Raw genomic sequence first — 25,872 nt, 5'->3', positions numbered from 1 at the left:
TTGGCAATTTTGAAGCAACAATATGCAGGATTTCTAAATAGCGCGGCTATCCACAATTTTGATTCTTTTCTTGGTCTAGCCCTTTTTGATTTTAATGTAATATCCAAAAGCTCATTACTACCTAATAGTATAAACTTAACCATTAGCGATAACGAAGTTTTAGGTAAACGAATTGAACATTTTTTTGAATATTGTGTTAGTGCCTCTCAAAACTATCAGATAATTGCCAAAAACATTCAAATTTTTAAACAAAAAATCACCATTGGTGAGCTTGATTTTTTAATAAAAGATCTTATTAAAGAAGAAATCCTACATATTGAATTGATCTATAAATTTTATGTATATGACCCCGATATCAATGAAGAAATGCATAGGTGGATTGGTCCAAATCGTAAAGATTCTTTACTCCAGAAAATTGAAAAGTTAAAAAACAAACAGTTCCCATTACTTTATAAAAATGAAACCAAAGAGGTTTTAAAAGAATTAAATATAGAACTAAATCGCGTTAAACAACAGGCCTGTTATTTGGTAAATTTATTTGTTCCCTATTCTTTAAAACACGAAACTTTTACATATATAAATAATGATTGTATCATAGGATATTGGATAAAATTTAAAGATTTTAATTCAAAAAGATATACCTCTAAACAATTTCATATCCCTATAAAGCAAAATTGGATTGTAAACCCCAAATATTGCGATACCTGGTTTTCTTATGATGACATCTATAAACAACTACATCTTCAATATGCACAAAAAAAATCTCCGTTATTATGGATGAATAACGGAGATGGTTCTTTTGAGCGTTTTTTTGTCGCTTACTGGTAATTGAAATAAAGTTGACTGTAAAATGTTTTATAATTGAGCACCAGCATAAATACTTTAGGGATATATAATCCAAAAAAGTAAACAAAACTTAAAGCCCACTTATATAGCTACCATAAAGGTCTTTGAAATGAAAACCTTCAGAAAGTCTATGTTTGCTTAATTTTTTATATTCAACTAAACCCCACAACAAAAACTCTTTCATAAAATAAGAATCTTTCTCTTCAATTTCTGGTTGATATTCTTTGATCAAATCGTCTAAAGGAGGAATCGAAGCTAGTTTTTTCTTGTACTCTTGATCAGATATATCATCTAATAATTCAATACCACTTTCTTCAAAAAACCAATTTATTAAATCTTGGTAAGGACTTTCAAAACCTTCTTTTTCAAGCTTCTCAATTTTAGGAAAATAATCTGAGAATAATGTTTTTACCGCCTCTGTAATTAAGGTTTGCGCCACAGAAGCAGCTCCTTCTTGTTCTCCCTCATATACTAATTCTACCTTACCGGTTATTGAAGGAATTACGCCGATAAAATCGCTTAATCTTAATAAGGTACTCGTATCGCCAGCCCTTAGTGCTCTATATTCTGCCGTACTCAAAAGGTTTTCATAAGCGGTAATACTCATCCGAGCACTTATTCCGCTTTTGTGATCTATAAATTCACTGTTTCTAGCCTGGAAACTAATTTGCTCTAATAGATCCTTGGCAAGATTAGGTACGTATACTAAATCACTTTGTCTAGAATCGAGTTTAGCCTCCTGCTGAGTTATTGTCCTGGCAATTTCAATAGTTTCGGGATAATGCGTCAGGATTTGAGATCCAATTCTATCTTTTAGTGGAGTAACAATGCTTCCTCTATTTGTATAATCTTCTGGGTTAGCTGTAAATACAAACTGAATATCTAATGGTAATCTTAATTTAAACCCTCTGATCTGAATATCGCCTTCTTGCAAAATATTAAATAGAGCCACCTGGATACGAGCTTGTAAATCTGGCAACTCATTAATCACAAAAATACAACGATTTGCTCTTGGAATCATCCCAAAATGAATTACGCGATCATCAGCATAGCTCAGTTTTAGATTGGCTGCTTTTATTGGATCTACATCTCCAATAATATCGGCTACGGTAACATCTGGTGTTGCCAATTTTTCTGCAAACCGATCAGATCGATGTAACCAAACTATAGGAGTATCATCTCCTTTTTCTGCTAATGTCGTAACCGCATATCTAGAAATGGGATTAAACGGATCGTCATTAATCTCTGAGCCCTCAACCACAGGAATCCATTCATCCAGCAAATTAATCATTTGTCTTGCTAATCGAGTTTTTGCCTGCCCTCGTAGTCCTAACAAATTAATATTATGCCTGGAAAGAATAGCTCTTTCCAGTTCTGGAATTACTGTATTTTCATATCCATGAATACCAGTAAAGGTTTCTTCATCATTACTAATTTTTGTTCTTAGATTATCTCTCAATTCATCTTTAATCGACTTACTTTTATATTCAGATTCTTTTAGTTGACCTAAAGTTTTTATAGTATCAATTTTCATAAGTGTTTATTTCTTTATAGCAATAAATTTTGATTCAAAGTTTATAATTGATCTAGCCTTTTATTCTTTTTCTTCTGTTGGTTTCATAATCTTCAAAAATCATTTCTCCTAAGCCTTTTAACCCTGTATAAAATGCTTTCCCTTGATTGGCATAAGTGAATTCTCTTACAAATTGCATCAAATATGGATCTTGAGCTATCATAAAAGTCGTGATAGGAATATGAAGCCTGCGTGCTTGTTGGGCCATCATATAACATTTATTAACAATATGCCTATCCAAACCATTACTATTTTTATAATATTGACCATCTGGCATTCTAAGACAGCTAGGTTTACCATCGGTTATCATAAAAATTTGTTTATTGGTATTACGTTTTCTGCGTAACATATCCATTGCCAATTGCAATCCCGCTACGGTGTTAGTATGATATGGTCCTACTTGCAAATAAGGAAGATCTTTAATTGCAATAGGCCAGGCATCATTACCAAAAACCAAAATATCCAAAGTATCCTTAGGATATCGCGTTGTTATTAATTCTGCCAATGCCATAGCTACCTTTTTTGCAGGGGTAATACGATCCTCTCCATACAAAATCATGCTGTGACTGATATCAATCATTAATACCGTACTCATTTGTGCTTTGTATTGGGTTTCTTCAACTACTAAATCATCTTCAGTAAGATTAAGATCTCCAATTCCATGATTGATTTGAGCATTTTTCAAGCTCTCTGTCATAGAGATTCGTTCTAAAGAGTCTCCATATTGATAACTTCTAAACTCTCCCGCATGCTCATCCCCCCTACCAATATAATTAGTTCGGTGATTGCCTGCTCCACTACGCTTCAATTTACCAAAAATTTGATCTAAAGCGCGTTTGCGTATTGCTTGTTCAGTTTTTGCGGTAATGGACATTTTTCCGTCCCCATCTGGTTTTATTTCTTCTCGAATATACCCCTTCTTCTTCAGGTCTTCAACAAAATCATCCAAAGTGTACTCATCATCAGTTAATTGATATTCTTTATCAAGTTCTTTCATCCAATCCAATGCTTCATCAAGATCACCAGAGGTGTGAGTAATAATTTCTTGAAAAATGTCAAAAAGTTTATCGAATGGAGATTGTTCTGGAGCTTCATAAACTTTAAAACTGAATCCTTTCTTAAAAATTCTCTTTTTCTCTTTCATACATTAAAGTTAGCATATTTTATATAAGATTGAGACACCTGACCCATCGAAGAAATCAGAATTAACATTTGTTTTGGATAATCTATGATAAAATACGACCTATCAAAACAGCTAAAGTACTTTTTGATTACAATTACTATCTTTGAGAAGAAAGTTAAAAACATACTATATAATACTACACCTATAACTCACTACAATCATGTATCACATATCGTCATTACAACTAAAAAAGCAGACTCTATTTTTTTTACTTTTTGTCTTTCCATTTTTTATTAATGCTCAAGATGATGTTGAAAAAGTTAAATCAACAGTTTCCAAAAGTGAAATTGAAGGCTATATCTATTTTCTGGCCTCAGATGAATTAAAAGGACGACAAACGGGATCTCCAGAAAATAAAATTGCCGCTCAATATTTAGCCAATATGTTAAGAAGCTATGGAGTGAAACCTATACCAGACACCGATAGTTATCTTCAACCTGTAGCGTTAAAAAAGATTTCTGCAGCATCAAAAACAACTTTTAAGGCTGAAAGTATTTCTCTGGATGAGATTTTCATCATGAACAAGATAAATACCTCGTATAAAGGAAAAGCAGTTTTTCTAAATTATGGATTAGAAGAGGATTATAAAAATATCGATGTCACTGGAAAGTACGTAATATGCATTATAGGAAGCAAGGATAATAAAGCAATTAGAACTTCTTTTTCAAAAACCAGAGAAAAAAGACAGTTAGCTAAGGAAAAAGGAGCACTGGGTATTATTGAAGTGTGTAGCGTAGACAAACCTACAGCTGCACAACTAGAGCACTATCTTAATAGTGAAAGTATGTCCTTGTCCGGTTCTAAGAAAAAAGAAAAAGACGAGTTTACATACCTTTGGATCAATGATAAAAATGAAGAAATAAATAACCTTTTCAGTACTAAAAAAGAAATCGATGTAGAAGTAGTGGTTGAAGGTGTTGAAGAAAGCACCGTATATTCTCAAAATGTTATTGGTATAGTTGAAGGATCAGATCCAAAACTTAAGGATGAATATATCATTTATTCTGCCCATTATGATCATGTGGGAATTGGTAAACCTGTAGAAAATGACTCTATTTATAATGGAGCCAGGGATAATGCTGTCGGAACAGTTACTGTACTTTCTGCTGCAGAGAACATAGCTAAATACCCCACCAAAAGATCAGCGCTTTTTATTCTTTTTACGGGAGAAGAAAAAGGATTGTTAGGTAGCAAATGGTATGTAGAACACCCGGTGATACCTTTGCAAAAAATGGTATATTGTTTTAATAGCGATAATGGAGGATATAATGATACTACTAAAGCGACAATTATTGGGCTGGGCAGAACAACCGCAAAAAATGACATTATTGAAGCTGTCAAAAAATTCGGATTGGAGGCTATTGATGACCCTGCACCAGAACAAGGCCTATTTGATCGATCAGATAATGTAAATTTTGCAGCTAAAGGTATCCCCTCGCCAACTTTTAGTATGGGATTCACATCTTTCAATGAGGAAATTACGAAATACTATCATCAGGTAACCGACAACCCCGATTCTGTAGATTATAATTATTTATTCAAATTTTTTCAATCCTATGTATTAGCCTGCAGAAAAATTGCAGACAATCCCAAAACTCCTTTTTGGATTGAAGGAGATAAATACTATGAAGCAGGAACAAAATTATATCAAAAATAAAACAGCAATATTTGTTTTTATCTCGAAATCATATAAAAAATACCTTAGCGCTATTAATACTAACTATTCTTATCGTTTCATGCTCTAAAGAAAACCCTTTAGAGATTGCCCTAAAATCAAAATCCAAATTGATTCAAAGGGTAATGAAAAGTTATGATGATTATGAACTTCAGGTTATTTATACTCAAATCGAGAGAGATAAGAATGATACCCCAATTTTTAAAGATTTTGAGTTTAATGTTAATGACAGTCTTTACTTTTATCCTGCGAGTTCTGTAAAGTTTCCTATTGCTTTAATGGCCCTGGAAAAAGTAAAAGAACTACAAGAAAAAGAGGTTCATATCAATAGAAAAACTAGTTTCAAAACCCAAAATGATACTCTATATACTTCTATTGAAGAGGCTATTACAAAAATATTTGCTGTAAGTTCTAATCAATCATACAATCGCTTATTTGAGTTTTTGGGACAAGATTACATCAATAATAATTTGAAATCTAAGAATCTAAATGGCAGGATATCTCATCGATTATCTGCATTTCATGCTCAAAACTTAAAAACGCAATCTATACAATTCAAAAACAACCCAGACGATAGTATTTCTGTATATGAACAAGAGGCTATAGAAAATCTTCCTCTTCCTAAATTAACTATCAAAAGACTTTTAAAAGGTAAAGGGTATATTTATAATGATACATTAATTCCCCAACCTAAAGATTTTTCTGAAAACAATTATCTTCCTCTAAGATCATTGCATGACATCATGAAACGTGTACAATTTCCTGAAAAGTATTCAGCATCCGAGCGCTTTGATATCAAACCCGATGATTATGCTTTTGTTTTAAAGGCTATGAGTCTTTTGCCGCAGGAAGTTGGATACGATAAAAAAACATATTATGATTCTTACAGTAAGTTTTTCATGTATGGAGATACAAAAAATGATATCCCAAAAAACATAAGGATCTATAATAAAGTAGGCAGTGCCTATGGTTATCTTACAGACTGTTCTTACATAAAAGATACGCACAATACTATTGAATTTATGATCTCAGCTACAATTCATGTGAATAAAAATGGGATTTATAATGATGACAATTATGAGTATTTTGAGGTTGGAATCCCCTTCTTAGCCCAATTAGGAAGAGAAATCTATCAGTTAGAAAAAAGAGAACAATAAATCCATATTAAAATTACGGTATTTTATCAAAAACTCAATCATAGAGCCCAAAACCCTATTTTTTAATAAAATTTCACTCTTTTTTAACAAAATAATATCATAAAGAGCTCTTTTATGCGTTAATTTTACATAACCCCTATGTAGATTTATTGTTAATGCACTATTACAAATACATATGACAAGACAAATAAAGCTTAAATAATTACATACTATTTAGCATGTAATTATTAAAACCCCAAATTATGAAAAATTACATACTACCCCTTTTGCTAATATTGTGTATACAATTATATCCTAACGCTTTTGAATATCAATCATCCCTATCGTCTTCAGATGTAATTCAAAACCCAAGAGAACGTAAACTTTCTCCACAAGAAGAAAAACAAAGAGGTATAGATCTTTTAGCGAATCAAATTATTGAAAATATTGACGGCGTAGATTTAAGAAAAATGGCTAGGTCAGCTATTTTTGAAACATCTTATGGTTTTAGATGGAAAATGGTCAATTTACATACCGGTAAAAAAATTATTATTAAGGTGGATAAAAATTTCAGACTTATTTCTGCGAGAACAGGTGATAATTCTAAAATAATTACACCTTAATGCCATTTTGAAAGTGTAGCTTTTACCTGATCATAATCTTCTTCATACTCCCAATAAATAATTCGATCATACGCATATTGGATGAGAATAAAATCTTTACTTATCGACATTATTCTATCGATAGCGACCAACTTTTTAGAAAATTCTGCTACTTCTACTTTTTCTATAATTTCATTATTTCTGGCATCAAAACCATGAACAATAGTATAATTTTTTAGTGTAAGTTCTATAAATTTCATTTTAATTCTATTATTTATCCTTTTTAAACGTACTTCGATTTACTTAACACCGCTTTAAGACTTTGACTCTTTCATTTTATTTACTTTAGACGCCATAAAGTAAATATGTAAATACGTGTTAAAAGTACTTCTTTTTTTTACAGTCATTACTCTTAATTTCCTTGGATTTTCGCAAGAAAATATATCTCTTACTTATATCGGTAATATGGGAGTATATATCTCAAATAACCAGTTTTCAATATTAATAGATGGCTTACACACAAAATATGGAGAGGATTATCTTTTTCCTGATCAAAAACTGGTTAATAGAATAAATACAGTACTGCAACCCGATGCACTGTTATTTACCCATAGACATTGTGATCATTTTAGTGCACAATTATCAAGAGATTTTCTTATCCACAACAAAAAAGCAATACTATTTGGTCCGAATCAGATTACGAAGAATTTAAGTGAGTTTTCAGATCGCTTATTCACAATATCTACTAAAGATTATGTGAAACAAACCATAAAACATGGAGATATTAACATAACCGGGCTTAAAATAAACCATGTCGGAAAAAAGCACGTGACCATTGAAAATGTAGGCTATATTGTCAATATAAGTAATAAAAACATACTCCATGTCGGAGACACAAATTGGCTGGAAGAAATTAACCTTTTTGATCAATTAAAGTTAGCAGAACAATCTATCTATATTGCGATTTTACCATATTGGATGCTCCTGGACAACCAGGCTTCAGAATTAATCAAGAAATATATAGAACCCAAACATATTGTAGCGACACATATTTCTCCTCGAATAAAAAAAGAAGACCTACAATCTTTAAAAAATAAATTCCCCGAAGCACATTTTTTAACAAAACCACAACAACGAATTCAATTTTAAGACAATGAAAAGAAACATTTTTCTTCTTTTTTTAGGAATCACTAGTATCGTATTTGCACAGGAGTTTTCTATGGATCTTATAAAAGATCTTACTCCTCGTAATATTGGGCCTGGTGGCATGAGCGGACGAGTAACAGCAATCGATGTGGTTACTTCAGATCCTGATATTATATATGCCGGTACTGCTTCTGGCGGGCTTTGGAAATCTACTTCTGGTGGTATAAAATGGAGCCCCATTTTTGATCATCAAGCCACTGCATCTATTGGAGCTGTGGCAATACAACAGTCTAACCCTTCTGTAATTTGGGTTGGAACCGGAGAAGGAAATCCAAGAAATAGCCTTAATGGAGGATATGGAATTTATAAATCTCTGGATGGAGGTAAAAGTTGGAAATTAATGGGGTTAGAAAAAACGCGTCATATTCATCGTGTTATTATAGACCCCACCAATCCTGAAACGATATATGTAGCTGCAATCGGATCTCCTTGGGGAGTACATCCAGAAAGAGGGGTTTTTAAAACTACAGATGGAGGCGTTACCTGGAATAAAATTCTTTTTACCAATAATAAAACCGGAGCTGCAGATCTTATTATGGATCCAACTAATCCCAATAAATTAATCGCGGCATTGTGGGAACATAAAAGAGACCCATGGTTTTTTAAATCAGGAGGCGAAGGTTCAGGGTTATTTATAACCCACGATGGTGGTAAAACCTGGGAACAACGAATAGAAAAAGATGGACTACCTAAAGGTGATTTAGGACGTATTGGATTAGCAATAGCCCAGAATAAACCCAATATTATATATGCATTAATTGAAGCAAAAAAGAATGGCCTCTATAAATCCACTGATGGTGGATTTAATTGGCAAAAAATCAATGATAAAAATGACATTGGAAATCGTCCTTTTTATTATTCAGATATTTTTGTAGACCCCCAAAATGAAAACAGAATCTATTCTGTATTTACCTATGTAAATGTTTCAGAAGATGGAGGTAAGAACTTCTCACAACTTATGCCTGCCTATGGTGTTGATAATGGTGTGCATCCAGATCATCATGCCTGGTGGATCCATCCAAATGATGGAAATTATATGATCGACGGTAACGATGGAGGATTAAACATAACACGAGACGGTGGAAAAACATGGCGTTTTATTGGAAATCTCCCGGTAGCTCAATTTTATCATATCAATATAGATAATGAATTTCCGTATAACGTTTATGGTGGCATGCAAGATAATGGTAGTTGGAGAGGGCCCGCTTATGTTTGGAAAACGCAAGGGATAAGAAACTCATATTGGCAAGAAATTTCGTTTGGTGATGGTTTTGATGTAGTTCCTGATAAAGATGATTCTCGTTATGGTTGGTCAATGAGCCAACAAGGTTTTGTATTGAGATATGATTGGAAAACTGGTAATAACTATATCGTTAGACCAACCCATCCTGACTCCAAAGTTAAGCTTAGGTTCAATTGGAACGCAGCTATTAATATTGACCCTTTTGACAATAATACTTTATACTTTGGAAGTCAATTTGTACATAAAAGCATCGATAAAGGCCTAACCTGGAAAATTATATCGCCAGATTTAACGACCAATGATCCAAATAAACAGAAACAAGCAGAAAGTGGTGGATTAACTATGGATGCTACCGGGGCAGAAAATCACTGTACAATACTCGTGATAGAACCTTCTACAATAGAACAAAATATGTTTTGGGTGGGTACTGATGATGGACGAGTGCATATCACCAAAGATGATGGAACTAATTGGACAGAGGTTTCTAAAAATATAAAAGGATTACCACAAGGAAGTTGGATTGTTCAAATCAAAGCTTCAAATAAAAATAAAGGAGAAGCTTTACTTGTTGCAAATGATTATAGAAGATTCAACTATACTCCATATGTGTTTAGGACCAATGATTATGGTAAAACATGGAAACGCATAGTAGACGAAAATGATGTAAAAAGTTATGCCCTGAGTATCGTAGAAGATCCCATAGAAAAAAACCTTTTGTTTTTAGGTACAGACGATGGGCTCTACATCTCATTAAATGCAGGAAACAATTGGACAAAATGGACCAAAGGATTTCCTACGGTTTCAGTAAAAGATCTAGTGATACACCCCAGAGAACATGACTTAATAATTGGCACTTTTGGTAGAGCAGCTTGGGTATTAGACGATATACGACCATTGAGAGCATTAGCAAAAAACAAGAGTATTCTAAATCAAAAATTACAACTTTTTAATCCTCCGGTGGGATATCAATCTGCGTATCAACAACCTACAGGTACTCGTTTTGGTGGTGATGCTTTATACAATGGTAAAAATCGTGATCAAGGAGCTTTAATTTCATATTATATACAAGTCGATGAAAAGAAGAAAGATGATGTTGAAACGGCAGATGAAGAAGAAGGTATTGAAGATGATGAAAATGAAAAAACCAAAGTAAAATGGGATTCTATCTATTTAAAAGTATATGATAATGATCGTTTAATTAGAACGCTAAAAGAAAAAGCTCCTGATTCTACCGGTTTTTATAAAATCGCATGGTTAATGGACGAAAAAGGAGCAGATCAACCCTCTAGAACACTTGAAAAGCAAAATCAAGAACCTGCAGGTGTTACTGCAAAACCAGGTACCTATAAACTGGTTATAGAATATGGAGATCAGAAATCTGAGTCTGAAATTGAAATCAAAAGTGACCCAAGGTTACAGATCTCTCAAAAAAATATTGATGAAATTTACGCTTCCTCTAAACAGTTAGAAAAAATGACACAAACCGCTTCTGAAGCGGTAAAACAATTAGTAGAAAGCAAAGCAATAGCTTCTAATTATCAAAAGGAATTACAAAAATCTGACAAGAAAAAATATAAGGACCAAATACAATTATCAAAAGATATCACTAAAAAGATTGATAGTGTAGTTGCTTTATTTATAGGAAAAGAAGATAAACGACAAGGAATAACTCGCAATCCAAAGCCAAACGTAATACAACGTATTCGTACCGCAGAGCGGTATGTAGAAAGTAGGCAAAACGGTATTACTTCAACAGAAAACACCTTAATAAAACAAGCAAAAAATGAATTACTCGATGCATTAAATAAAACGAACAACTTTTTTAATAATCATTGGACACCCTATCGCGAAGAAATAGAAAAATCCAACATCTCCCCTTTTAAAAAAATAAATACCTTTAGCCTGGAATAAAAATAAACTTGATCTAATTTAGAATTTACATGAAAAACATTTTACTATCCGTACTCGTTTTAGTAACCGTATCAATTAATGCTCAAGAAACCGGAGAAGACCAACTAGGAGCTTGGTATATGTATTTTGGCACAAATCAAATAACGGATAAATTAAGTATACATTCTGAAGCTCAATTTCGTTTTTATGAAACCACTTCTACTTTTAATCAATTGTTACTAAGAACTGGATTGAATTATCACATTAATGACAATGCAATAGCTACCCTTGGTTATGGTTATATTAATACCGATGGGAGTTTTGAAGATGTTCCGAATGAAGAAAATTCAAAAGAACATAGAATATTTCAGCAGTTTATTCTTAAAAATGTCGTGGGCAAATTTAAGTTTGAACATCGCTATCGCCTAGAGCAACGATTCATAGATACTCAATTTGATAATTTCACAGAACATAGAGCCCGTTATCGATTACAACTTACTTATCCAATAAATGACAAATGGTTTTTAAATGCATACGATGAGGTTTTTATTAATCTTCAAGAACCTATTTTTGGTCAAAATCGTTTATACGGCGCAATAGGATATAACATAAAAAGTAATTTTAATGTACAGTTCGGATACCTTAAAAATCATTTTACTGGGATTAATTTTGACCGATTACAATTAGGAATTATCTACAATACAGACTTTAGAAAAAGTAAATAGAGCATCATGACCATTTCTAAGAAAGACACCCCTGCATTATTACTTATTGATGTTCAAAAAGGATTTGAAGATATCAAGTATTGGGGAAGCGAACGTAATAATTTATATGCCGAAACGAATATAGAACTACTCTTAAAATTCTGGAGAGCAAATAATCTACCCGTATTTCATATAAAACACTGTTCTACTACCCCAAACTCTCCTCTAAAAAAAGGAAGTCCGGGGAACGATTTTCAAGATTTTATTATCCCTAAAGATGAAGAACCTATTATCGAAAAGGAAGTAAATAGTGCGTTTATAGGTACAGACCTTCAAGAACAGTTAGAAAGCAAAAATATTAATACTCTTGTGATTATTGGTCTCACTACCGATCATTGTGTGTCGACAACAACAAGAATGGCTGGTAATTATGGGTTTACAACATATTTAGTTGAAGATGCTGTTGCTACTTTTGATAAAACAGGAACCAATGGTCGGCACTATAGTGCTCAATTAATTCATGATACTGCAATAGCCAGTCTCAAAGATGAATTTGCATCCATTTTGTCTACAGAATCGCTTTTAAAATATGTTTCTAAAAAATAATCAGGAGATATTTTTTTAATATGTAATAAAATGTGTGTATTAAACTACTGAAGTTATAAACCTTAGTATATCTTCTAAAACTAATTCTTGTTCAGGTTCGTTATGCAATTCGTGGTACAATCCTTTATAACTATTAAATTGTATTAATGGATTCGTAGAGGCAAATTCTTCAGCCCCTTTACAGCTTGTAAGTCGATCTTCTGTGCCGTGTATAACTAAGGTAGGGATCTTTACTATTTCTCCATTATTTTTTGCCCATTTCCCGGCTTCAAAACAAGACAAAAAGAAAGCAGGAGTAATTTTTCCATGAACCAATGTATCATTGCGGTATGCATCGACTACACTTTTATCTCTGCTAATCGCAGTAACATCTAAATTAGTGTTATCACTAAATGCCGGATAAATCCTATTCATCAATTTAGCCAATCCAACTTTAAATTTAGGAGGATCAAAAGGCAAAGTAAACCAAGGCGCTGATAAAATTGCAGCATCAAGTTTAGGGTCTCTTCTAAGCAAATAATTAGCAACCACGTTTCCACCCATACTATGACCATAAAGAAAAATAGGAATATTTTGATTTTCGTTGCTTGCTATAGAATGTATTTTTTCTACACTATCTAGTAAAAAGTCGTAAGACGGAGTATGTCCTCGTTTTCCTTCAGATTGACCATGACCAATGTGATCAAATGAATACACACTAACACCATGAGTATTAAAAAAACGGACAACATGCGCATATCGAGAACTATGCTCTCCCATACCATGAACCAAACACAGTATTGCAATTGGATTTTCAATTTGCCAGGATTGGGCATATATTTTTTTATTCTCTTCTTGCCAATAAAACTCTTTATGCACTGTTGATTGTTTTTGTTTTATGCAATATAACAAATAAAAGGCTGGGGATTTTATCAAAAATTGTTGGATATATAAAGATGAAAGAAGCAACTATGATTTATAGTATTAGGACTAAACTTCTTAGTTCACATAAATTTGATCTAAGAAAATTACGTCAGTTTGAGTGTTTTTGTATTAGCAAAATGTATCGAAAACAAGTGATTTTTATCAAAAACCTAATTTCGATACAATTTTTCTCCATTTCATTATGAAAAATCACTCAATTTGACGGCTTTCGGTTATGCACTAAGTTATATCGAACTTACATTAGTTAAGAAGTTTTTTCGACATACTGCTTTGGGGTCATCGAAGTAATTTTCTTAAATGCTCTATAAAAACTTGTTTTACTGCTAAATCCGCACTCCTCGCCTATGGCTTGTACAGATATTTTCTGTAATGCTCCGGATTGTAACATTTCTTTGGCTTTTTCTATTCGATGATGATTCAGAATTTCGTAAAAATTTGAATTCATTCTCTCACTCAATACCTGAGAAATATGGTGTGACGGAACATTAATGGTATGTGATAAATCTGCAATTTTTAGATTAGGATCCAGGTATCTCTTCTCTTCGCAAAAAAACACTTGTATTTGTTGTTGAATCTCTTCTGAACGCGTGTCAGACAACGGGGATGTCTTGTACTTTTTTCCTTCTAAAACTGGAAATATTTGTTTTATATCAACAATCCAATATCCCAATAACAGCACTGTTATTGACATTAATCCCGACAAAATTATTTCTGTAGTAATCGCCGAAACTCCGGTTAGTATAAATCCAGTTTGCAATATCAATTCGGCTACAGCCAAAAATATCAGAAGAAAACTAAATCGCTTTAATAGTATGCTATTTTTCTTATCTCTCTTATAAATTAAAAGTAAACCAAATACAGCATAAACAAATAATAATATCAGATGCAAACTAGCCTGTAACCAATCTGAAAATTTTACTCCTCCATTTGGTAAAATATCGTAGTAATACTGGATTACTGCTTGTTTTTCTTCAATATTTCCTAAGTATTTTGGAATAAAAAGCACCAACATTATCAAAAAAGGTACGATATGCAATACATCGATCTTTTTTAAACGAAATGTTGGATCTCCATAACTCTTTACAAATAAATAAAAACAAGGACCAACCAGGTATAATAAAGGGTATCCAACTCCCAGTAAATGTGGCCATTGTTTTACAAGTTGTGTTGTGAATAAAAGATAGGTAAACAAATGCTGTATCAAGCCAAAAATTGACACTCCTAAAAAGAATCTTGATTGTTTTAACGGTGTGCTTTTAAGTACAACTAAAATAATAAAACACCCCACCAGAATAACACCTCCTAATAAAAAGGTAATCACAAATGCAAAAGACTCAATACTATTCATAAGATAAAAATAGTATTCCTTAATTAAATGGAAAAATGCATCCTTATTGAATATCCCATAAATGAGTTTCAATTAATTGAGCGCACCATAATACCTATAAAAACAGTCAATTTCTTAGGTACTTTTATGTCTCAAAAAACGAACAGTTATGATACGTAAAATCTTAAAAGGAGTAGCTCTTTTTCTTGTACTCGACATTGTAATTTTATTGGTGTACGGTTTCGTACAATATCCTAAAGCCAAAGGTGAACAACATTTCATCGCAGAGAGAATCATTCATGCTTCTAAAGAACAGGTCTGGGAGGTAATATCTGATGTTGGTAATTACCACAAAGTAACCGCTCCAAACATACATCATGTAGAAATTGTAGAAGGACAAGGTTTAGGTATGAAACGAGTATGCAGTGCTCCCGATGGTAGCAGTTGGGAAGAAACCTGCACAGTTTGGAATCCCGGTAACGAATTTCAATTTGTGGTAAACACTCAAAAAGAAGATTACCCCTTTCCACTTAAATCACTATCCGGTATTTGGAAAGTAGAAACCGTAAGTCCAATGCAAACTCGACTCTATATGGATTTTGCATATGAATTTAAAAGCCCATTCTTAAGTGGATATTTCCTTTCTATGGGAATGAAACAAGCCAAAAAGGAAACCGAATTTCTATTAGATAACTGGCAGCAATTAGCGGAAAACAAAAAATAATTAAAAACTAGCATTATGAAAATATACATTACCGCTTTAGTATTCTTATGCATTTCAAAAATCTCATTAGCACAACAAGAGATTCCTGATTGGTTTGCTAAAAATATGGAAGAATCCATTGGTACCTGGATTACCGATAACTCTGCATATAAAAATGAAAATGAGCCCTTCGATCAATATGGAATGGATTGGCAATGGGGAATTGGCAAAAAAAGCATTACCGGAACATTATATGGCATTATCAACGGTAAAAAACAAGGCACATTTTGGGAGTTTAGACAATATTGGGATTTTGGCAAAAACCAAGGAATCCTTGTACAATATGGTGGAGATGGTACTATTGGGATAGGTCCAATGATAATGAATGAAGACAATCAATCAGAATTGGTTCAGGAATTTGTGAGCCCTAACGGGAAAAAAAATGTACATGGACATCGCTCCATTCTCAAAGATGGACAACTTACAACGACTTCATTTGATATTTCTGAACCCAAATCCTGGAAAAAAAGGAGATCCTATATTTGGTATTCTAAAAGTACTAAGTGATAACTTTAGCACATGAAGTATAAAATTGATATAGTTATTTTGGTTTGAAAAAATTATCTTTAGAGAAAGTATTTTAATTACATAACGACTCTAAAAATAAACTATCCAAAATGAGCTTATCTAAAGTTACTTTTACCAATACCGAAGGTCAAACACTATCAGGTCGTTTAGAACTTCCAGCCGATCGGCATCCTCATAATTTTGTGTTATTCGCACATTGCTTTACATGCAATAAAAACTTGGGAGCAGTAAGAAATATAAGTAGAGGACTTACCTCTCAAGGTTTTGGAGTATTGCGATTTGATTTTACCGGACTTGGAGAAAGTGAAGGGGATTTTGCTGATACTAACTTTTCTGGAAATGTTGAGGATTTGATATCTGCAGCGGATTTTCTGGCAAAAGAATATCAGGCCCCTACTCTACTTATTGGGCATTCTTTGGGGGGAGCAGCATCTATATTTGCGGCAGCAGAAATTGATTCAATAAAAGCCGTTGCTACCGTTGGGGCTCCTTCAAATCCCAAGCATGTGAAACACTTGCTTAATAGTAGTATTGAAGAGATAGAAGCCCAGGGAAAAGCCGTAGTAAATCTAAGTGGAAGGGATTTTACGATCAAAAAACAATTTTTGGATGATCTGGAGACCAAATCATTACCAGAAATTGCCAAAAACTTAGGAAAAGCTCTTTTGGTAATGCATTCTCCTCAAGATACAACAGTTGGTATCAAAAATGCAGAAGAAATTTATCTCGCAGCAAAACATCCCAAAAGTTTTGTATCTCTCGATGGTGCTGATCATCTATTAATGAAAAAAGAAGATTCGAATTATGTCGGAATGGTAATAGCTGGTTGGGCTTCCAGATACGTCGATATTCCTGAGACTCCCCAACTAAGAAGTCAACACCATGTTGTCGCCAACTTAGGAAACGCAGAAGGTTATACAACGCAAATGAAAGTAGGAAATCATTATATGGTAGCAGACGAACCCGAAAGTGTTGGTGGGCATGACTTTGGACCGTCACCCTACGAATATGTATCAGCAGGACTATCATCTTGTACTGCAATGACAATAAAAATGTATGTTGCGCGAAAAAAATGGGATCTTAGAAATATAGAAGTACATACTAGCTATAGTAAAACACACGCAATTGACTGTGAAAACTGCGAAGATCCTACTGCCAAGATTGACACTTTTGAAAGAGAAATTAAACTTGAAGGTGATCTTGATGAAAAACAAATTGCAAGAATCTTGCAAATAGCCGATAAGTGTCCAGTACATAAAACATTACATAGCGAAACACAAGTGATAACCAAGTTAATAGAGTAACTTTATAAATCAGTTATTTCCAAAAAATAGACTAAATGAATACAACACTTTGGATTTCTTTTATCGGGACAGTTTTGGTGATTGGAATTACTCCGGGACCCAGCGTTCTTCTTGCATCTGCCAATAGTATGAACCATGGGGCTAAAAAAACACTAGGGACCATCCTAGGCGACTTATCGGCCAATTCTATTCAAATCGTTTTGTCTTCATTAGGTTTAGCATCTATAGTGATTTCTTCAGGAGAAATTTTTGGTCTGATAAAATGGGCAGGTGTTGGATATTTACTATATATGGGAGTCATTAAAATTATTACTGCACCCAAAATCGGAAAATTCAAAAAAAACAATACCAAGAAAGGTTTTTTGAAGCTTTATAGTGAAGGTTTTCTTATGTCGGCATCAAATCCAAAAGCGATCGTATTTTTTGCCGCTCTTTTTCCTTTATTTATAGATCAAAATTTAGCATTTGCACCTCAGGTTGTTGTTCTTGGAATTACATATTTAGTTATTGATGGAATTTGCTTATTACTATATGTCAACTTTGCTTCAAGGTTAAAAAAATATCTTGAAGATCGTGAGAAAGTTCATTTACAAAATAGAATTATTGGAGCATTATTAATATTTAGCGGCTTCATGTTATCTATGGTAAATAGAAGTAATAATTGAAATGCACCTTACTTTATAAAGTTATGGTATATCTAAAATATTTTGCCCTACAGATCATTTAAAACATGTAAAATCAATTACCATGCAAAATGAAATTAAAGACATATGGATTGATTTAAACGAAGAATTGTTTACCTTCATTTTGAGTAAAGTTAAAGATGAACAAGTAGCAAAAGATGTTCTTCAGGATTCTTTTATTAAAGTGATATCTAAAATCAATCAATTAGAGGATACTTCTAAACTGACATCTTGGGTTTATCAAATTACCAGAAACACAATATTTGATTATTATAGAAAATCAAAATTGAAGAAGATTCCTATAGAGGACATACATATTCCTGAAAATCAAAATGAAAATTTTGAATATGCGAAACTTAGTAATTGTATCAATCAAAAAATCCAAACACTTACTACAAAGCATAAAGAAGCCATTATTTTAACTTCGTTTAAAAATTATACTCAAAAAGAACTGGCCTCCTTACTTAAAATATCATATTCTGGAACAAAATCAAGAATTCAAAAAGCAAGAGATATTTTAAAAGATAAAATTAAGGATTGTCCTAATGTAACATTTGACAAAACCGGTAAATTAGTCGATTTCGATAATAATTAATGCGCATTTCTACGTCTTTTTTTAATTGTTCACGTCTATTGGTTACAATAATAAAAAAGGATACATATGAACAATACAAAGATTATTAATGTACAAATTCTTAATGCTTTTGTTGATAATAACAAAGGTGGTAATCCAGCAGGAGTAGTTTTAAATGCGGATCAATTATCGAACAAAAACAAATTAGAAATTGCTAAAAAGGTTGGTTTGTCTGAGACCGCTTTCGTTTCTAAATCTGCAACAGAAGATTTTAAACTAGATTTCTTTACACCCAATAAACAGATTGCACATTGTGGGCATGCCACTGTGGCCACCTTCTCGTATTTAAAACAATTAGACATCATCAAAGGAAATGATTCTTCTAAAGAAACTATAGATGGTAGAAGAGAGATTAAACTAATTGGAGATTTAGCATTTATGGAGCAACTACCTCCAAAGTATGCTAACATTGGCGATAAGGAACCTATAATTCTGAAATCTCTAGGTATACGCAAAACCGACCTAATGCCAAATGCCCCTATTCAAGTAGTAAATACCGGAAATTCATTTATGTTGATTCCCGTTAAAGATTCAAAAGTTTTACAAAATATAAATCCAGATTTTGACATGATCAGTGAAATAAGTGACACCTTTGATTTGATTGGATTTTATGTTTTTTCAACACATACAACACATCCTAAAAGGGATGCCAGTACCAGAATGTTTGGTCCCCGATATGATATATTTGAAGAGGAGGGAACAGGAATGGCTGCCGGACCTCTTGCCTGCTATCTTTATGATAATCTAAAAATTAAAAAAGATAGGTTTTTAATACAACAAGGTGAATTTATGCCCCAACCATCGCCCAGTTTAATAATCGTTGATTTGCAAACTAGAAATAACGAAATACAAGGTGTAATGGCAGGAGGTAAAGGAGTCTTAAAAACACAAATTGATATTGAAATAACCGTATAAAAACAAGTACCGTTAATTCAATAATAGAATTAACGGTACTTGAAAAAGATATTCCATTTGGTTTCGTATCTCTCTACTGCTTATTTCTTTACTAATCTTTTAGTTCTAATAATTTTACCATTCTTATCACTAATAGTAAGCAAATAAATCCCTGGTCCATGAACAGCCGGATGTATTACTTCGGATGAGGAGGATATATTTTTGTAATATATCTCTTTTCCAGAAAGTGTATAAATAGATACTGTATATGACGGTTTAGTTTTTAATAATGGCATTACAGCACTAATGGTAATAGCATTATTAAATGGATTAGGGTGTACTTTAAAAATCTGATTTTTTATGTTATTAGCAATATCCGGTTTAACGATTTTAGTATCTTTATCTAAGGCCCTATTAGTACCACAAGCCCCTATAAACTCCCAGTCTGATGGTATTCGCTCAAATAAATTACCTTGATAAGTAACTCTGTCTCCTACGGCATAAGATACTCCACTTTGCCATGGTGCAACTCCTTGACATATATCTATTGGTGTAGATCCATTAACGGTATAACTAACTACGAGTCTGGCAGCTTTGCTAGCTCCACCTTCATAAGAATCAGCGACCCTTTTTGCAGAGGTGTTATTTAAGCTATTCCCTTTTCCGAGTATAATAAAACTAGCATTATTACCTGATACCCAACCACTTTTATTAACAAGGTCTTGTATCATTTCTTTAAGATCTGGAGATCGTTGTGCATTTCCACTTTGATTTCTAGACCAGGATTGTGGTTTCCAAATTACTTTATTCGAAAAAGTAACTCTGTCTGATACTTTATTGGAAGAAGAAAATGCAGGCGAATTACTATTATTGTGTAATGAGATTTCTAATTCTGCTGCTGCACTATTACTTTCATCTGCGGTAAATTGTAGATAAGCATTTGTTATCGTTGCATTCTTAGGAAGTCGAACAGATCTAAATCTTAGCCCTATTTTCTGGTATCTATTATTGTTATGACTATCATATACCATTTCTAAATCACTACTATTAGTATATAATACACCATTTTGACTTTCTTCAACATCATCATTTCCGTCACTAATAGCTACGTTTATGGTTCCGCTATCGGGATCGGGGTCTACTACTGTTCCCTTATTAATAGTAACTACACTCCCATTTGATGGATTCCAGATATCTAAGTTGTTAGGGATCGAAAAAACATTAGTATTAGATACTGATCCTACTTGCGAAGCATTATCCACTTTTATTGTACGTGTCTCTATTTTATTTTCATCAACAAAAATCCATTTAAACTGGTTAAACCTTGCCGAGTTACGTGTCCAGTTTTTATTGTCATTATTAGAACGAAGTGGAGCTCCCCAACATCCTTCTCCGACATAAACGGTTCCGTTTTGGTTATCTCGTATAAAACCTTGATCATTTCCTGATCCTGTTGAAGGGCGCACTGGCCAGGTTGTTTTTACCGTATGGGCATCACACTCTACAACTAGTTTTACTCCCTTATCATAAAATAATTGCGCCCAATTACTATATTGACTATCCCCTTCTCTTTTTGACGAAACATGAGGACGCATGGGTTTATGATATTGAGCCATTTTCCAGATAACATCAGTACTTGCATTTAAATCATTACGCAGCCATGTTGTTTGATTTCCGGAAATAGAAATTTCGGTATTTAGTGTATATGTTCTTACTAAATTGTTTCCGAAAGTAATTGCATAATAAACACTTGAAGATGGTACATCAAAAAGATGGTAAATACTATTATTACTGTCTTCATGATTTCCTCGAGCCGTAATAACAGGAAACATTCTATTATCACTCGCTATCGTTAACTGCCAATCATTAAACCAATCTCTCCATTCGCCATTACTATCACTATTAGTCATATCTCCTCCAAACAAAACTGCATGAGGTTTTAGCTTAGCCACCAAACGATTGGCATTTTGTCTTGGTCTTCGATTATTACGAGAATCTCCTCCAGCAATAAACGATAATCTACTGTTATCTGCTGGAGCAGTTTTAAACCAAAAACGCTCACTTGTTCCCTGGCTGTCTCTAATTACGAAAAAATAAGCGGTATTTGGTGTTAAACCTGTAAGGCGTGCAAAATTATTATTCATCCCCTTATATGAAACGGTTCTATCTGGGGCTTTAGAATTGGGATAGTTATTATAATTTGTTCCAAAGTCAGTGGTTCCGTAATAAACAACTGGGTTACTGCCTGAAGTCTGGTCCCATCCTATTACTATAGAAGTTGCCGGGTTGTCTCGTATGGTTAAGCGGTATTTGCCATTAGACGAATATGAGTTAACTGCTAATACAGAAATTAACAATAAAAGTACTCTTTTCATGTGATTTATATTAAGTGGTTAATGTTATATTAAACGTATATATATAATCTTAAGCGTATTTAATTTTTAACATTTATTCTATAAAAGGCAGTAAACCTTAACAGAATTAAGGCTTCATTAACACAACAATTTAACATTGATCATTACAGCTATAAAACTAAATCATTGGATCTTAAGAACCTGAAGTAAAAAAAATAGTAATCCAAAATTAAATCAGGTAACACAAGCTTTTATAAAAAATAACACAGAATTGAACTAAAATTAACATTGATGCACTTTACTTTGTGATAATGAAAAACTCTAAGGTATTACTACGTTTCAAGATCTCTATATTCCTAATCTTGTTCAAGACTTTATCGAAAGCAACGTATCATGTTTTATTCTAGATTATAAAAAAGGCTGTCCTAAGACAGCCTTTCCCTATTCATTTAAAATTCTCAACAAATCAACTATTCAATAATAAATCGTTTTTCAATTTTGGTTTGCGAACTCTGAAGTTCAAGTATATACAATCCTGAACGTAAATTATTTACATCTACAGTACCGTTACTACTTACTTTTCCATTTCCAACTCTCTGTCCCATAATATTGAATATGCTATATGTAGCATCCTGCATGCTCTTCTTAGGCATGTATACCTTAAGCGAACTACCTTTCTTCACAGGGTTAGGAGCAATTCTAATAGCAGAGAAGTTATCATCTTCTCCATCTGTTCCTACTAATCCAGAAACACCTCCAAAACTTGACTCTACAACAGAACTGCCACAAGTACCTTCATATATCTTAACATTAGAGAATACAGAAGTATTACCTGATCCAGCATCATTATCATTAATAAATACTAATCTATCCATACTTCCTGTATAGAAAGTACCTACCGGAATCACATATGTGGTTGTACCTCCTGCATAGTTATCAAAATCTAATACTCCATAATTTTGAGTACCATGAACTTTGAAGTATCTAGCTGGTGTTAATGAAGCATCATTTTCGAAACCAACCGCATGGATTTCTCCTTGAGCTGTACTACTAAAGTCAAACTCAATTACGGTACTAGATGTTACAGTATAGTTAAGAGCGATTTCTTTCCATGTATTGCTTTGCATTGATAATCCAGCACCTGCACTTACAATAGTTGCAGTACCACCTCTATCTTGATTAGAGAAAGGATTAATCTGGAAATCATTGAAGTTTAAAGCTTCACAAGTTGGATCAGGTCCAGGACCTCCAGAACCATTTTGGATACTTACAGCATCGATAGCTATATCACTTTGCCATCCACTACCACCTGTACCTGTAAGTACATTAAATCGTAATTGAACACTTGCGTTTCCTGCATAAGCTGCAAGATCTACGTCTGCGGCATTCCAGTTGTTTCCTTGTGCACCATTTCTACTAAATATATTTGTCCAATCTCCAGTATTATCTGTTCTTGCTTCAACAGTCAGACTGTTAATAGCACTACCAAACATATGATATTGGAACGTTAGTCTAGGCGAAGTTAAGCTTGTGAAATTAAGACAAGGTGAATTTAAGATTGCTCTTTTGTTAGGGAATCCAGTACCATTTCCTGAAGCCTCTACATAAAGATAGAAATTACCATCTGCTGCATTACTTGGTCCAGTTTGGTTAGAAGGAGTACCATTAGAATCTCTAGTCCAGTCTATATCATCTCCTGATGTTGCGTTTGACCACTCACCAAGATTAGATTCAAAACTTTCACTAAATGGGAAAGAAGCTACATCTCCAGAACATTCTCCTGTTCCAGGTCCAGGTCCTCCACCATCACATGGGTTTACAAAAGAAACTGTTTGATCTGTCTGACCATTAGATCCTCCATTATTATTTTCGTTAGCATCTTGTCCAACTCCACGCTCGGCAAATGCTTTCCAGATTAAACATCTGTATGCTCCATTATATAAATCCTGATCCGCTTGTAAAATACCATCACGACCAGAAACGAACCCTGGGTTATTAGCTGTATTTTTTAATCCTTCAGTTACAAGGGCAAGAGCGATATTATTACCTCCAGTACCATTGTAGAAATCTGGATCAAAACCTTCTTGATCTATTAGTAACCAAGTCATATCCCATAGTATCGTTGCAAAAGCGTATCCAACACCATGTGGTCTTGCTAATCCACCTATATCAGCATAATCTGTATTATTTATAGATCTGTCTGTAGAATATCTTGTTGGTCGAATTCCTGGTCCCGTAGTTGATTGAGCTAAGGCATAAGTACCAATTCCTCTACCATCAGTACCTCTATCTCCAGCTCTCATAGTAAGCATAAGACCGAACCAGTCTGACCATCCTTCACCCATTTGCTCAGAACCTCCTAATTGATTAGAAGAAGGACCACCAACTAAACGAATAGAAATACCATGTCCATACTCATGAATAATGATACCGTTGTCTAAATCTCCATCTCTATCTGGATTAGGTGCACTCCAAGTAAACATTTGCATTCTTGGGTTTCCACCATCGCCTGGAGTTGCAAAATTAGCATTGTTACTACCACTTCCATCTTGAGCATCTGCATTTACAGAATCGCTTCCTGCTCCTCCTCTTCCATAGTTATTTTCCTGGAAGTTACCACTAGCTTCATTAAATCCATACTGATAAAATACATCATGTATAATATTATTCCAGTAGAAAAGGTTTGTAATGGCAGCGCTTTGATAATTACTAGGCGCCTGATTAAGGTTTATTGGAAAATCAAAATCAAGGCTTGCTCCTCCATCAGGAGAAAAACCAGTTCCATTATTTCCATTTCTATCTTCCTGAGCCCATACATTATTACCTCTGGTAATTGTAAATTCTGCTCCAGCACTTCCATTAGTATCATGCCATCCAAAAGGAGATGCTGTACTTTCAGCAGGGTCAGTAACTATAGAACGACCACCATGACTAGGACTTTCTAATGGCATTGCATATACATTATAAGAATCAGGAGCCAATGCTGCTGCCGTAGCTTCTGTTACAGGTCCCATTTTAGGAGCATCAAAAAGTACTGATTCAGAGTCGTGCTTATGAGAAGAATGATCTGGCGCATCAAAATTACATTTGATTACAAAATCTCTCTCCAAAAGAACTTTACCATTAGAAGCATCTACATAAGTACTCCACCAATGCTGACCGCTTTTTTCATAAAGACTAACATTATATGTTAGTTTTAACTGGTCATTATCTAATACATATACTTTCTGAACCTTAATAGCTTCATCATCTATTGTAAGATTAGATCCCAAGAATTCTGAAACTTCTAATCCACTAGATTTCTTACTCATTGTTTTAGATAATCTTGCTGGCGCACCTAAATTGTGTCTTCTAGCTACGATCCCGATCGCGCTTTCTTCATTAAGCGAAGATTTAGCAGACACCACTTTGTCCTTAACACCTTCTACAAATTGTGGAAGTGCATACGTAATCTTGTTATTTTGTATGGTAAACTTATATGTTCCATGCAAAATAGGAATATTATTGTGAAGTTGTTGAACATAATAATGCCAGATACCTTCTTTTAAAGAAGGAACCTTATCGGTAATTATCCATTGTTTAAAATCAATGTTTTCTGAGGATGATTTTGCGTTACTTACCACAGTAAGTGCGTCGTCAAAATGTTGTTGAATTAATTGATTTGCATTTTGTGCAAAAGTTGTTTGCCCTATCAGAAATAATAGAATGACAAACGAGTAGACTCTTTTCATAAAATTAAGTTTTGAGTTTGTGTCCTGCAAAATTACGAATTTTAGATAAAATGTTACTATAAGTCG

21 protein-coding genes are annotated in these 25,872 nt (G+C 33.6%); 14 read left to right on the top strand and 7 right to left on the bottom strand.

Annotated elements, in window-relative coordinates; genetic code table 11:
• Entirely contained in the window at nt 1-828 is an 828-nt protein-coding gene (locus JJQ60_RS12865) for a DUF1853 family protein (protein ID WP_201920539.1), read from the top strand.
• An 88-nt stretch (nt 829-916) separates the two neighbouring features.
• Here the strand turns inward: JJQ60_RS12865 and JJQ60_RS12860 are convergent, their stop codons facing one another.
• Together JJQ60_RS12860 and JJQ60_RS12855 are read right to left on the bottom strand one after the other, a co-directional pair.
• Complete coding sequence (locus JJQ60_RS12860) at nt 917-2,380, bottom strand: magnesium chelatase (RefSeq protein WP_201920536.1); 1,464 nt, start codon at nt 2,378-2,380, stop codon at nt 917-919.
• Between the two features lie 52 nt (nt 2,381-2,432).
• A complete protein-coding gene (locus JJQ60_RS12855) occupies nt 2,433-3,563 on the bottom strand; it encodes a vWA domain-containing protein (protein WP_201920534.1) in 1,131 nt (376 codons plus the stop codon).
• Nucleotides 3,564-3,762: 199 nt separating this feature from the next.
• Between JJQ60_RS12855 and JJQ60_RS12850 the strand changes: the two genes are divergently transcribed.
• From JJQ60_RS12850 to JJQ60_RS12840, 3 genes are all read left to right on the top strand, one after another.
• Complete coding sequence (locus tag JJQ60_RS12850; protein WP_201920531.1) at nt 3,763-5,259, top strand: M28 family peptidase; 1,497 nt, start codon at nt 3,763-3,765, stop codon at nt 5,257-5,259.
• A gap of 11 nt (nt 5,260-5,270) precedes the next feature.
• Entirely contained in the window at nt 5,271-6,434 is a 1,164-nt protein-coding gene (locus tag JJQ60_RS12845) for a serine hydrolase (protein WP_201920528.1), read from the top strand.
• A gap of 242 nt (nt 6,435-6,676) precedes the next feature.
• Complete coding sequence (locus JJQ60_RS12840; protein WP_201920525.1) at nt 6,677-7,036, top strand: hypothetical protein; 360 nt, start codon at nt 6,677-6,679, stop codon at nt 7,034-7,036.
• Here JJQ60_RS12840 and JJQ60_RS12835 read toward each other — a convergent pair.
• A complete protein-coding gene (locus JJQ60_RS12835; RefSeq protein ID WP_201920523.1) occupies nt 7,033-7,275 on the bottom strand; it encodes a hypothetical protein in 243 nt (80 codons plus the stop codon). The genes JJQ60_RS12840 and JJQ60_RS12835 overlap by 4 nt on opposite strands.
• Nucleotides 7,276-7,390: 115 nt before the next feature.
• Between JJQ60_RS12835 and JJQ60_RS12830 the strand changes: the two genes are divergently transcribed.
• From JJQ60_RS12830 to JJQ60_RS12815, 4 genes are read left to right on the top strand one after another with little or no spacing between them, the layout of a single operon-like run.
• The gene (locus JJQ60_RS12830; protein ID WP_201920520.1) at nt 7,391-8,164 is read left to right on the top strand and encodes an MBL fold metallo-hydrolase; all 774 of its coding nucleotides are present in this window, start codon (nt 7,391-7,393) and stop codon (nt 8,162-8,164) included.
• Nucleotides 8,165-8,168: 4 nt separating this feature from the next.
• On the top strand, nt 8,169-11,375 hold the full coding sequence (locus tag JJQ60_RS12825; protein WP_201920517.1) for a VPS10 domain-containing protein: 3,207 nt from the start codon (nt 8,169-8,171) through the stop codon (nt 11,373-11,375).
• 29 nt (nt 11,376-11,404) lie between these two features.
• Nucleotides 11,405-12,079, top strand: a complete 675-nt coding sequence (locus JJQ60_RS12820) for a DUF2490 domain-containing protein (RefSeq protein WP_201920514.1) — start codon at nt 11,405-11,407, stop codon at nt 12,077-12,079.
• Nucleotides 12,080-12,085: 6 nt separating this feature from the next.
• A complete protein-coding gene (locus JJQ60_RS12815; protein ID WP_201920511.1) occupies nt 12,086-12,664 on the top strand; it encodes a cysteine hydrolase family protein in 579 nt (192 codons plus the stop codon).
• Nucleotides 12,665-12,703: 39 nt separating this feature from the next.
• Here JJQ60_RS12815 and JJQ60_RS12810 read toward each other — a convergent pair whose 3' ends face one another.
• On the bottom strand, nt 12,704-13,522 hold the full coding sequence (locus JJQ60_RS12810; protein ID WP_201920507.1) for an alpha/beta hydrolase: 819 nt from the start codon (nt 13,520-13,522) through the stop codon (nt 12,704-12,706).
• A gap of 310 nt (nt 13,523-13,832) precedes the next feature.
• A complete protein-coding gene (locus JJQ60_RS12805; protein ID WP_201920505.1) occupies nt 13,833-14,936 on the bottom strand; it encodes a helix-turn-helix domain-containing protein in 1,104 nt (367 codons plus the stop codon).
• 148 nt (nt 14,937-15,084) lie between these two features.
• On the opposite strand from JJQ60_RS12805, the gene JJQ60_RS12800 reads away from it, so the two are divergent.
• The 6 genes from JJQ60_RS12800 to JJQ60_RS12775 all read left to right on the top strand — a co-directional run bounded on the left by JJQ60_RS12800 (nt 15,085) and on the right by JJQ60_RS12775 (nt 19,742).
• The gene (locus tag JJQ60_RS12800; RefSeq protein ID WP_201920502.1) at nt 15,085-15,639 is read left to right on the top strand and encodes an SRPBCC family protein; all 555 of its coding nucleotides are present in this window, start codon (nt 15,085-15,087) and stop codon (nt 15,637-15,639) included.
• A 15-nt stretch (nt 15,640-15,654) separates the two neighbouring features.
• Nucleotides 15,655-16,185, top strand: coding sequence for a hypothetical protein (locus JJQ60_RS12795; protein ID WP_201920499.1), 531 nt, complete (start codon nt 15,655-15,657; stop codon nt 16,183-16,185).
• 110 nt (nt 16,186-16,295) lie between these two features.
• Nucleotides 16,296-17,510 (top strand): bifunctional alpha/beta hydrolase/OsmC family protein, encoded by a 1,215-nt coding sequence (locus JJQ60_RS12790; protein ID WP_201920495.1) that lies wholly within the window; start codon nt 16,296-16,298, stop codon nt 17,508-17,510.
• A 35-nt stretch (nt 17,511-17,545) separates the two neighbouring features.
• A complete protein-coding gene (locus JJQ60_RS12785; RefSeq protein WP_201920492.1) occupies nt 17,546-18,175 on the top strand; it encodes a LysE family translocator in 630 nt (209 codons plus the stop codon).
• An 82-nt stretch (nt 18,176-18,257) separates the two neighbouring features.
• Nucleotides 18,258-18,788, top strand: coding sequence for a sigma-70 family RNA polymerase sigma factor (locus tag JJQ60_RS12780; RefSeq protein ID WP_201920488.1), 531 nt, complete (start codon nt 18,258-18,260; stop codon nt 18,786-18,788).
• Nucleotides 18,789-18,854: 66 nt separating this feature from the next.
• The gene (locus tag JJQ60_RS12775; RefSeq protein ID WP_201920486.1) at nt 18,855-19,742 is read left to right on the top strand and encodes a PhzF family phenazine biosynthesis protein; all 888 of its coding nucleotides are present in this window, start codon (nt 18,855-18,857) and stop codon (nt 19,740-19,742) included.
• Between the two features lie 80 nt (nt 19,743-19,822).
• Here the strand turns inward: JJQ60_RS12775 and JJQ60_RS12770 are convergent, their stop codons facing one another.
• Both JJQ60_RS12770 and JJQ60_RS12765 read right to left on the bottom strand, forming a co-directional pair.
• Nucleotides 19,823-22,096: a fibronectin type III domain-containing protein gene (locus JJQ60_RS12770; protein ID WP_201920483.1), complete on the bottom strand. Its 2,274-nt coding sequence runs from the start codon at nt 22,094-22,096 to the stop codon at nt 19,823-19,825.
• A gap of 449 nt (nt 22,097-22,545) precedes the next feature.
• Nucleotides 22,546-25,806 carry a M36 family metallopeptidase gene (locus tag JJQ60_RS12765; RefSeq protein ID WP_201920480.1) on the bottom strand — a complete coding sequence of 1,087 codons (3,261 nt, stop codon included), beginning with the start codon at nt 25,804-25,806 and terminating at the stop codon, nt 22,546-22,548.
• Nucleotides 25,807-25,872: the final 66 nt, after the last annotated feature.

Origin of the sequence: Aquimarina mytili, from assembly GCF_016735115.1 — a bacterium.
GTDB lineage: Bacteria > Bacteroidota > Bacteroidia > Flavobacteriales > Flavobacteriaceae > Aquimarina > Aquimarina mytili.
Note: the sequence above shows the minus strand (reverse complement) of the source record. Positions and strands in the feature narration are given on the sequence as shown.

Coding starts and splice junctions, on each gene's coding strand:
- JJQ60_RS12820 (WP_201920514.1), top strand. CDS start 11,405: ATGAAAAACATTTTACTATCCGTACTCGTTTTAGTAACCGTATCAATT.
- JJQ60_RS12835 (WP_201920523.1), bottom strand. CDS start 7,275: ATGAAATTTATAGAACTTACACTAAAAAATTATACTATTGTTCATGGT.
- JJQ60_RS12785 (WP_201920492.1), top strand. CDS start 17,546: ATGAATACAACACTTTGGATTTCTTTTATCGGGACAGTTTTGGTGATT.
- JJQ60_RS12840 (WP_201920525.1), top strand. CDS start 6,677: ATGAAAAATTACATACTACCCCTTTTGCTAATATTGTGTATACAATTA.
- JJQ60_RS12850 (WP_201920531.1), top strand. CDS start 3,763: ATGTATCACATATCGTCATTACAACTAAAAAAGCAGACTCTATTTTTT.
- JJQ60_RS12790 (WP_201920495.1), top strand. CDS start 16,296: ATGAGCTTATCTAAAGTTACTTTTACCAATACCGAAGGTCAAACACTA.
- JJQ60_RS12825 (WP_201920517.1), top strand. CDS start 8,169: ATGAAAAGAAACATTTTTCTTCTTTTTTTAGGAATCACTAGTATCGTA.
- JJQ60_RS12815 (WP_201920511.1), top strand. CDS start 12,086: ATGACCATTTCTAAGAAAGACACCCCTGCATTATTACTTATTGATGTT.
- JJQ60_RS12800 (WP_201920502.1), top strand. CDS start 15,085: ATGATACGTAAAATCTTAAAAGGAGTAGCTCTTTTTCTTGTACTCGAC.
- JJQ60_RS12860 (WP_201920536.1), bottom strand. CDS start 2,380: ATGAAAATTGATACTATAAAAACTTTAGGTCAACTAAAAGAATCTGAA.
- JJQ60_RS12770 (WP_201920483.1), bottom strand. CDS start 22,096: ATGAAAAGAGTACTTTTATTGTTAATTTCTGTATTAGCAGTTAACTCA.
- JJQ60_RS12780 (WP_201920488.1), top strand. CDS start 18,258: ATGCAAAATGAAATTAAAGACATATGGATTGATTTAAACGAAGAATTG.
- JJQ60_RS12795 (WP_201920499.1), top strand. CDS start 15,655: ATGAAAATATACATTACCGCTTTAGTATTCTTATGCATTTCAAAAATC.
- JJQ60_RS12855 (WP_201920534.1), bottom strand. CDS start 3,563: ATGAAAGAGAAAAAGAGAATTTTTAAGAAAGGATTCAGTTTTAAAGTT.
- JJQ60_RS12765 (WP_201920480.1), bottom strand. CDS start 25,806: ATGAAAAGAGTCTACTCGTTTGTCATTCTATTATTTCTGATAGGGCAA.
- JJQ60_RS12805 (WP_201920505.1), bottom strand. CDS start 14,936: ATGAATAGTATTGAGTCTTTTGCATTTGTGATTACCTTTTTATTAGGA.
- JJQ60_RS12775 (WP_201920486.1), top strand. CDS start 18,855: ATGAACAATACAAAGATTATTAATGTACAAATTCTTAATGCTTTTGTT.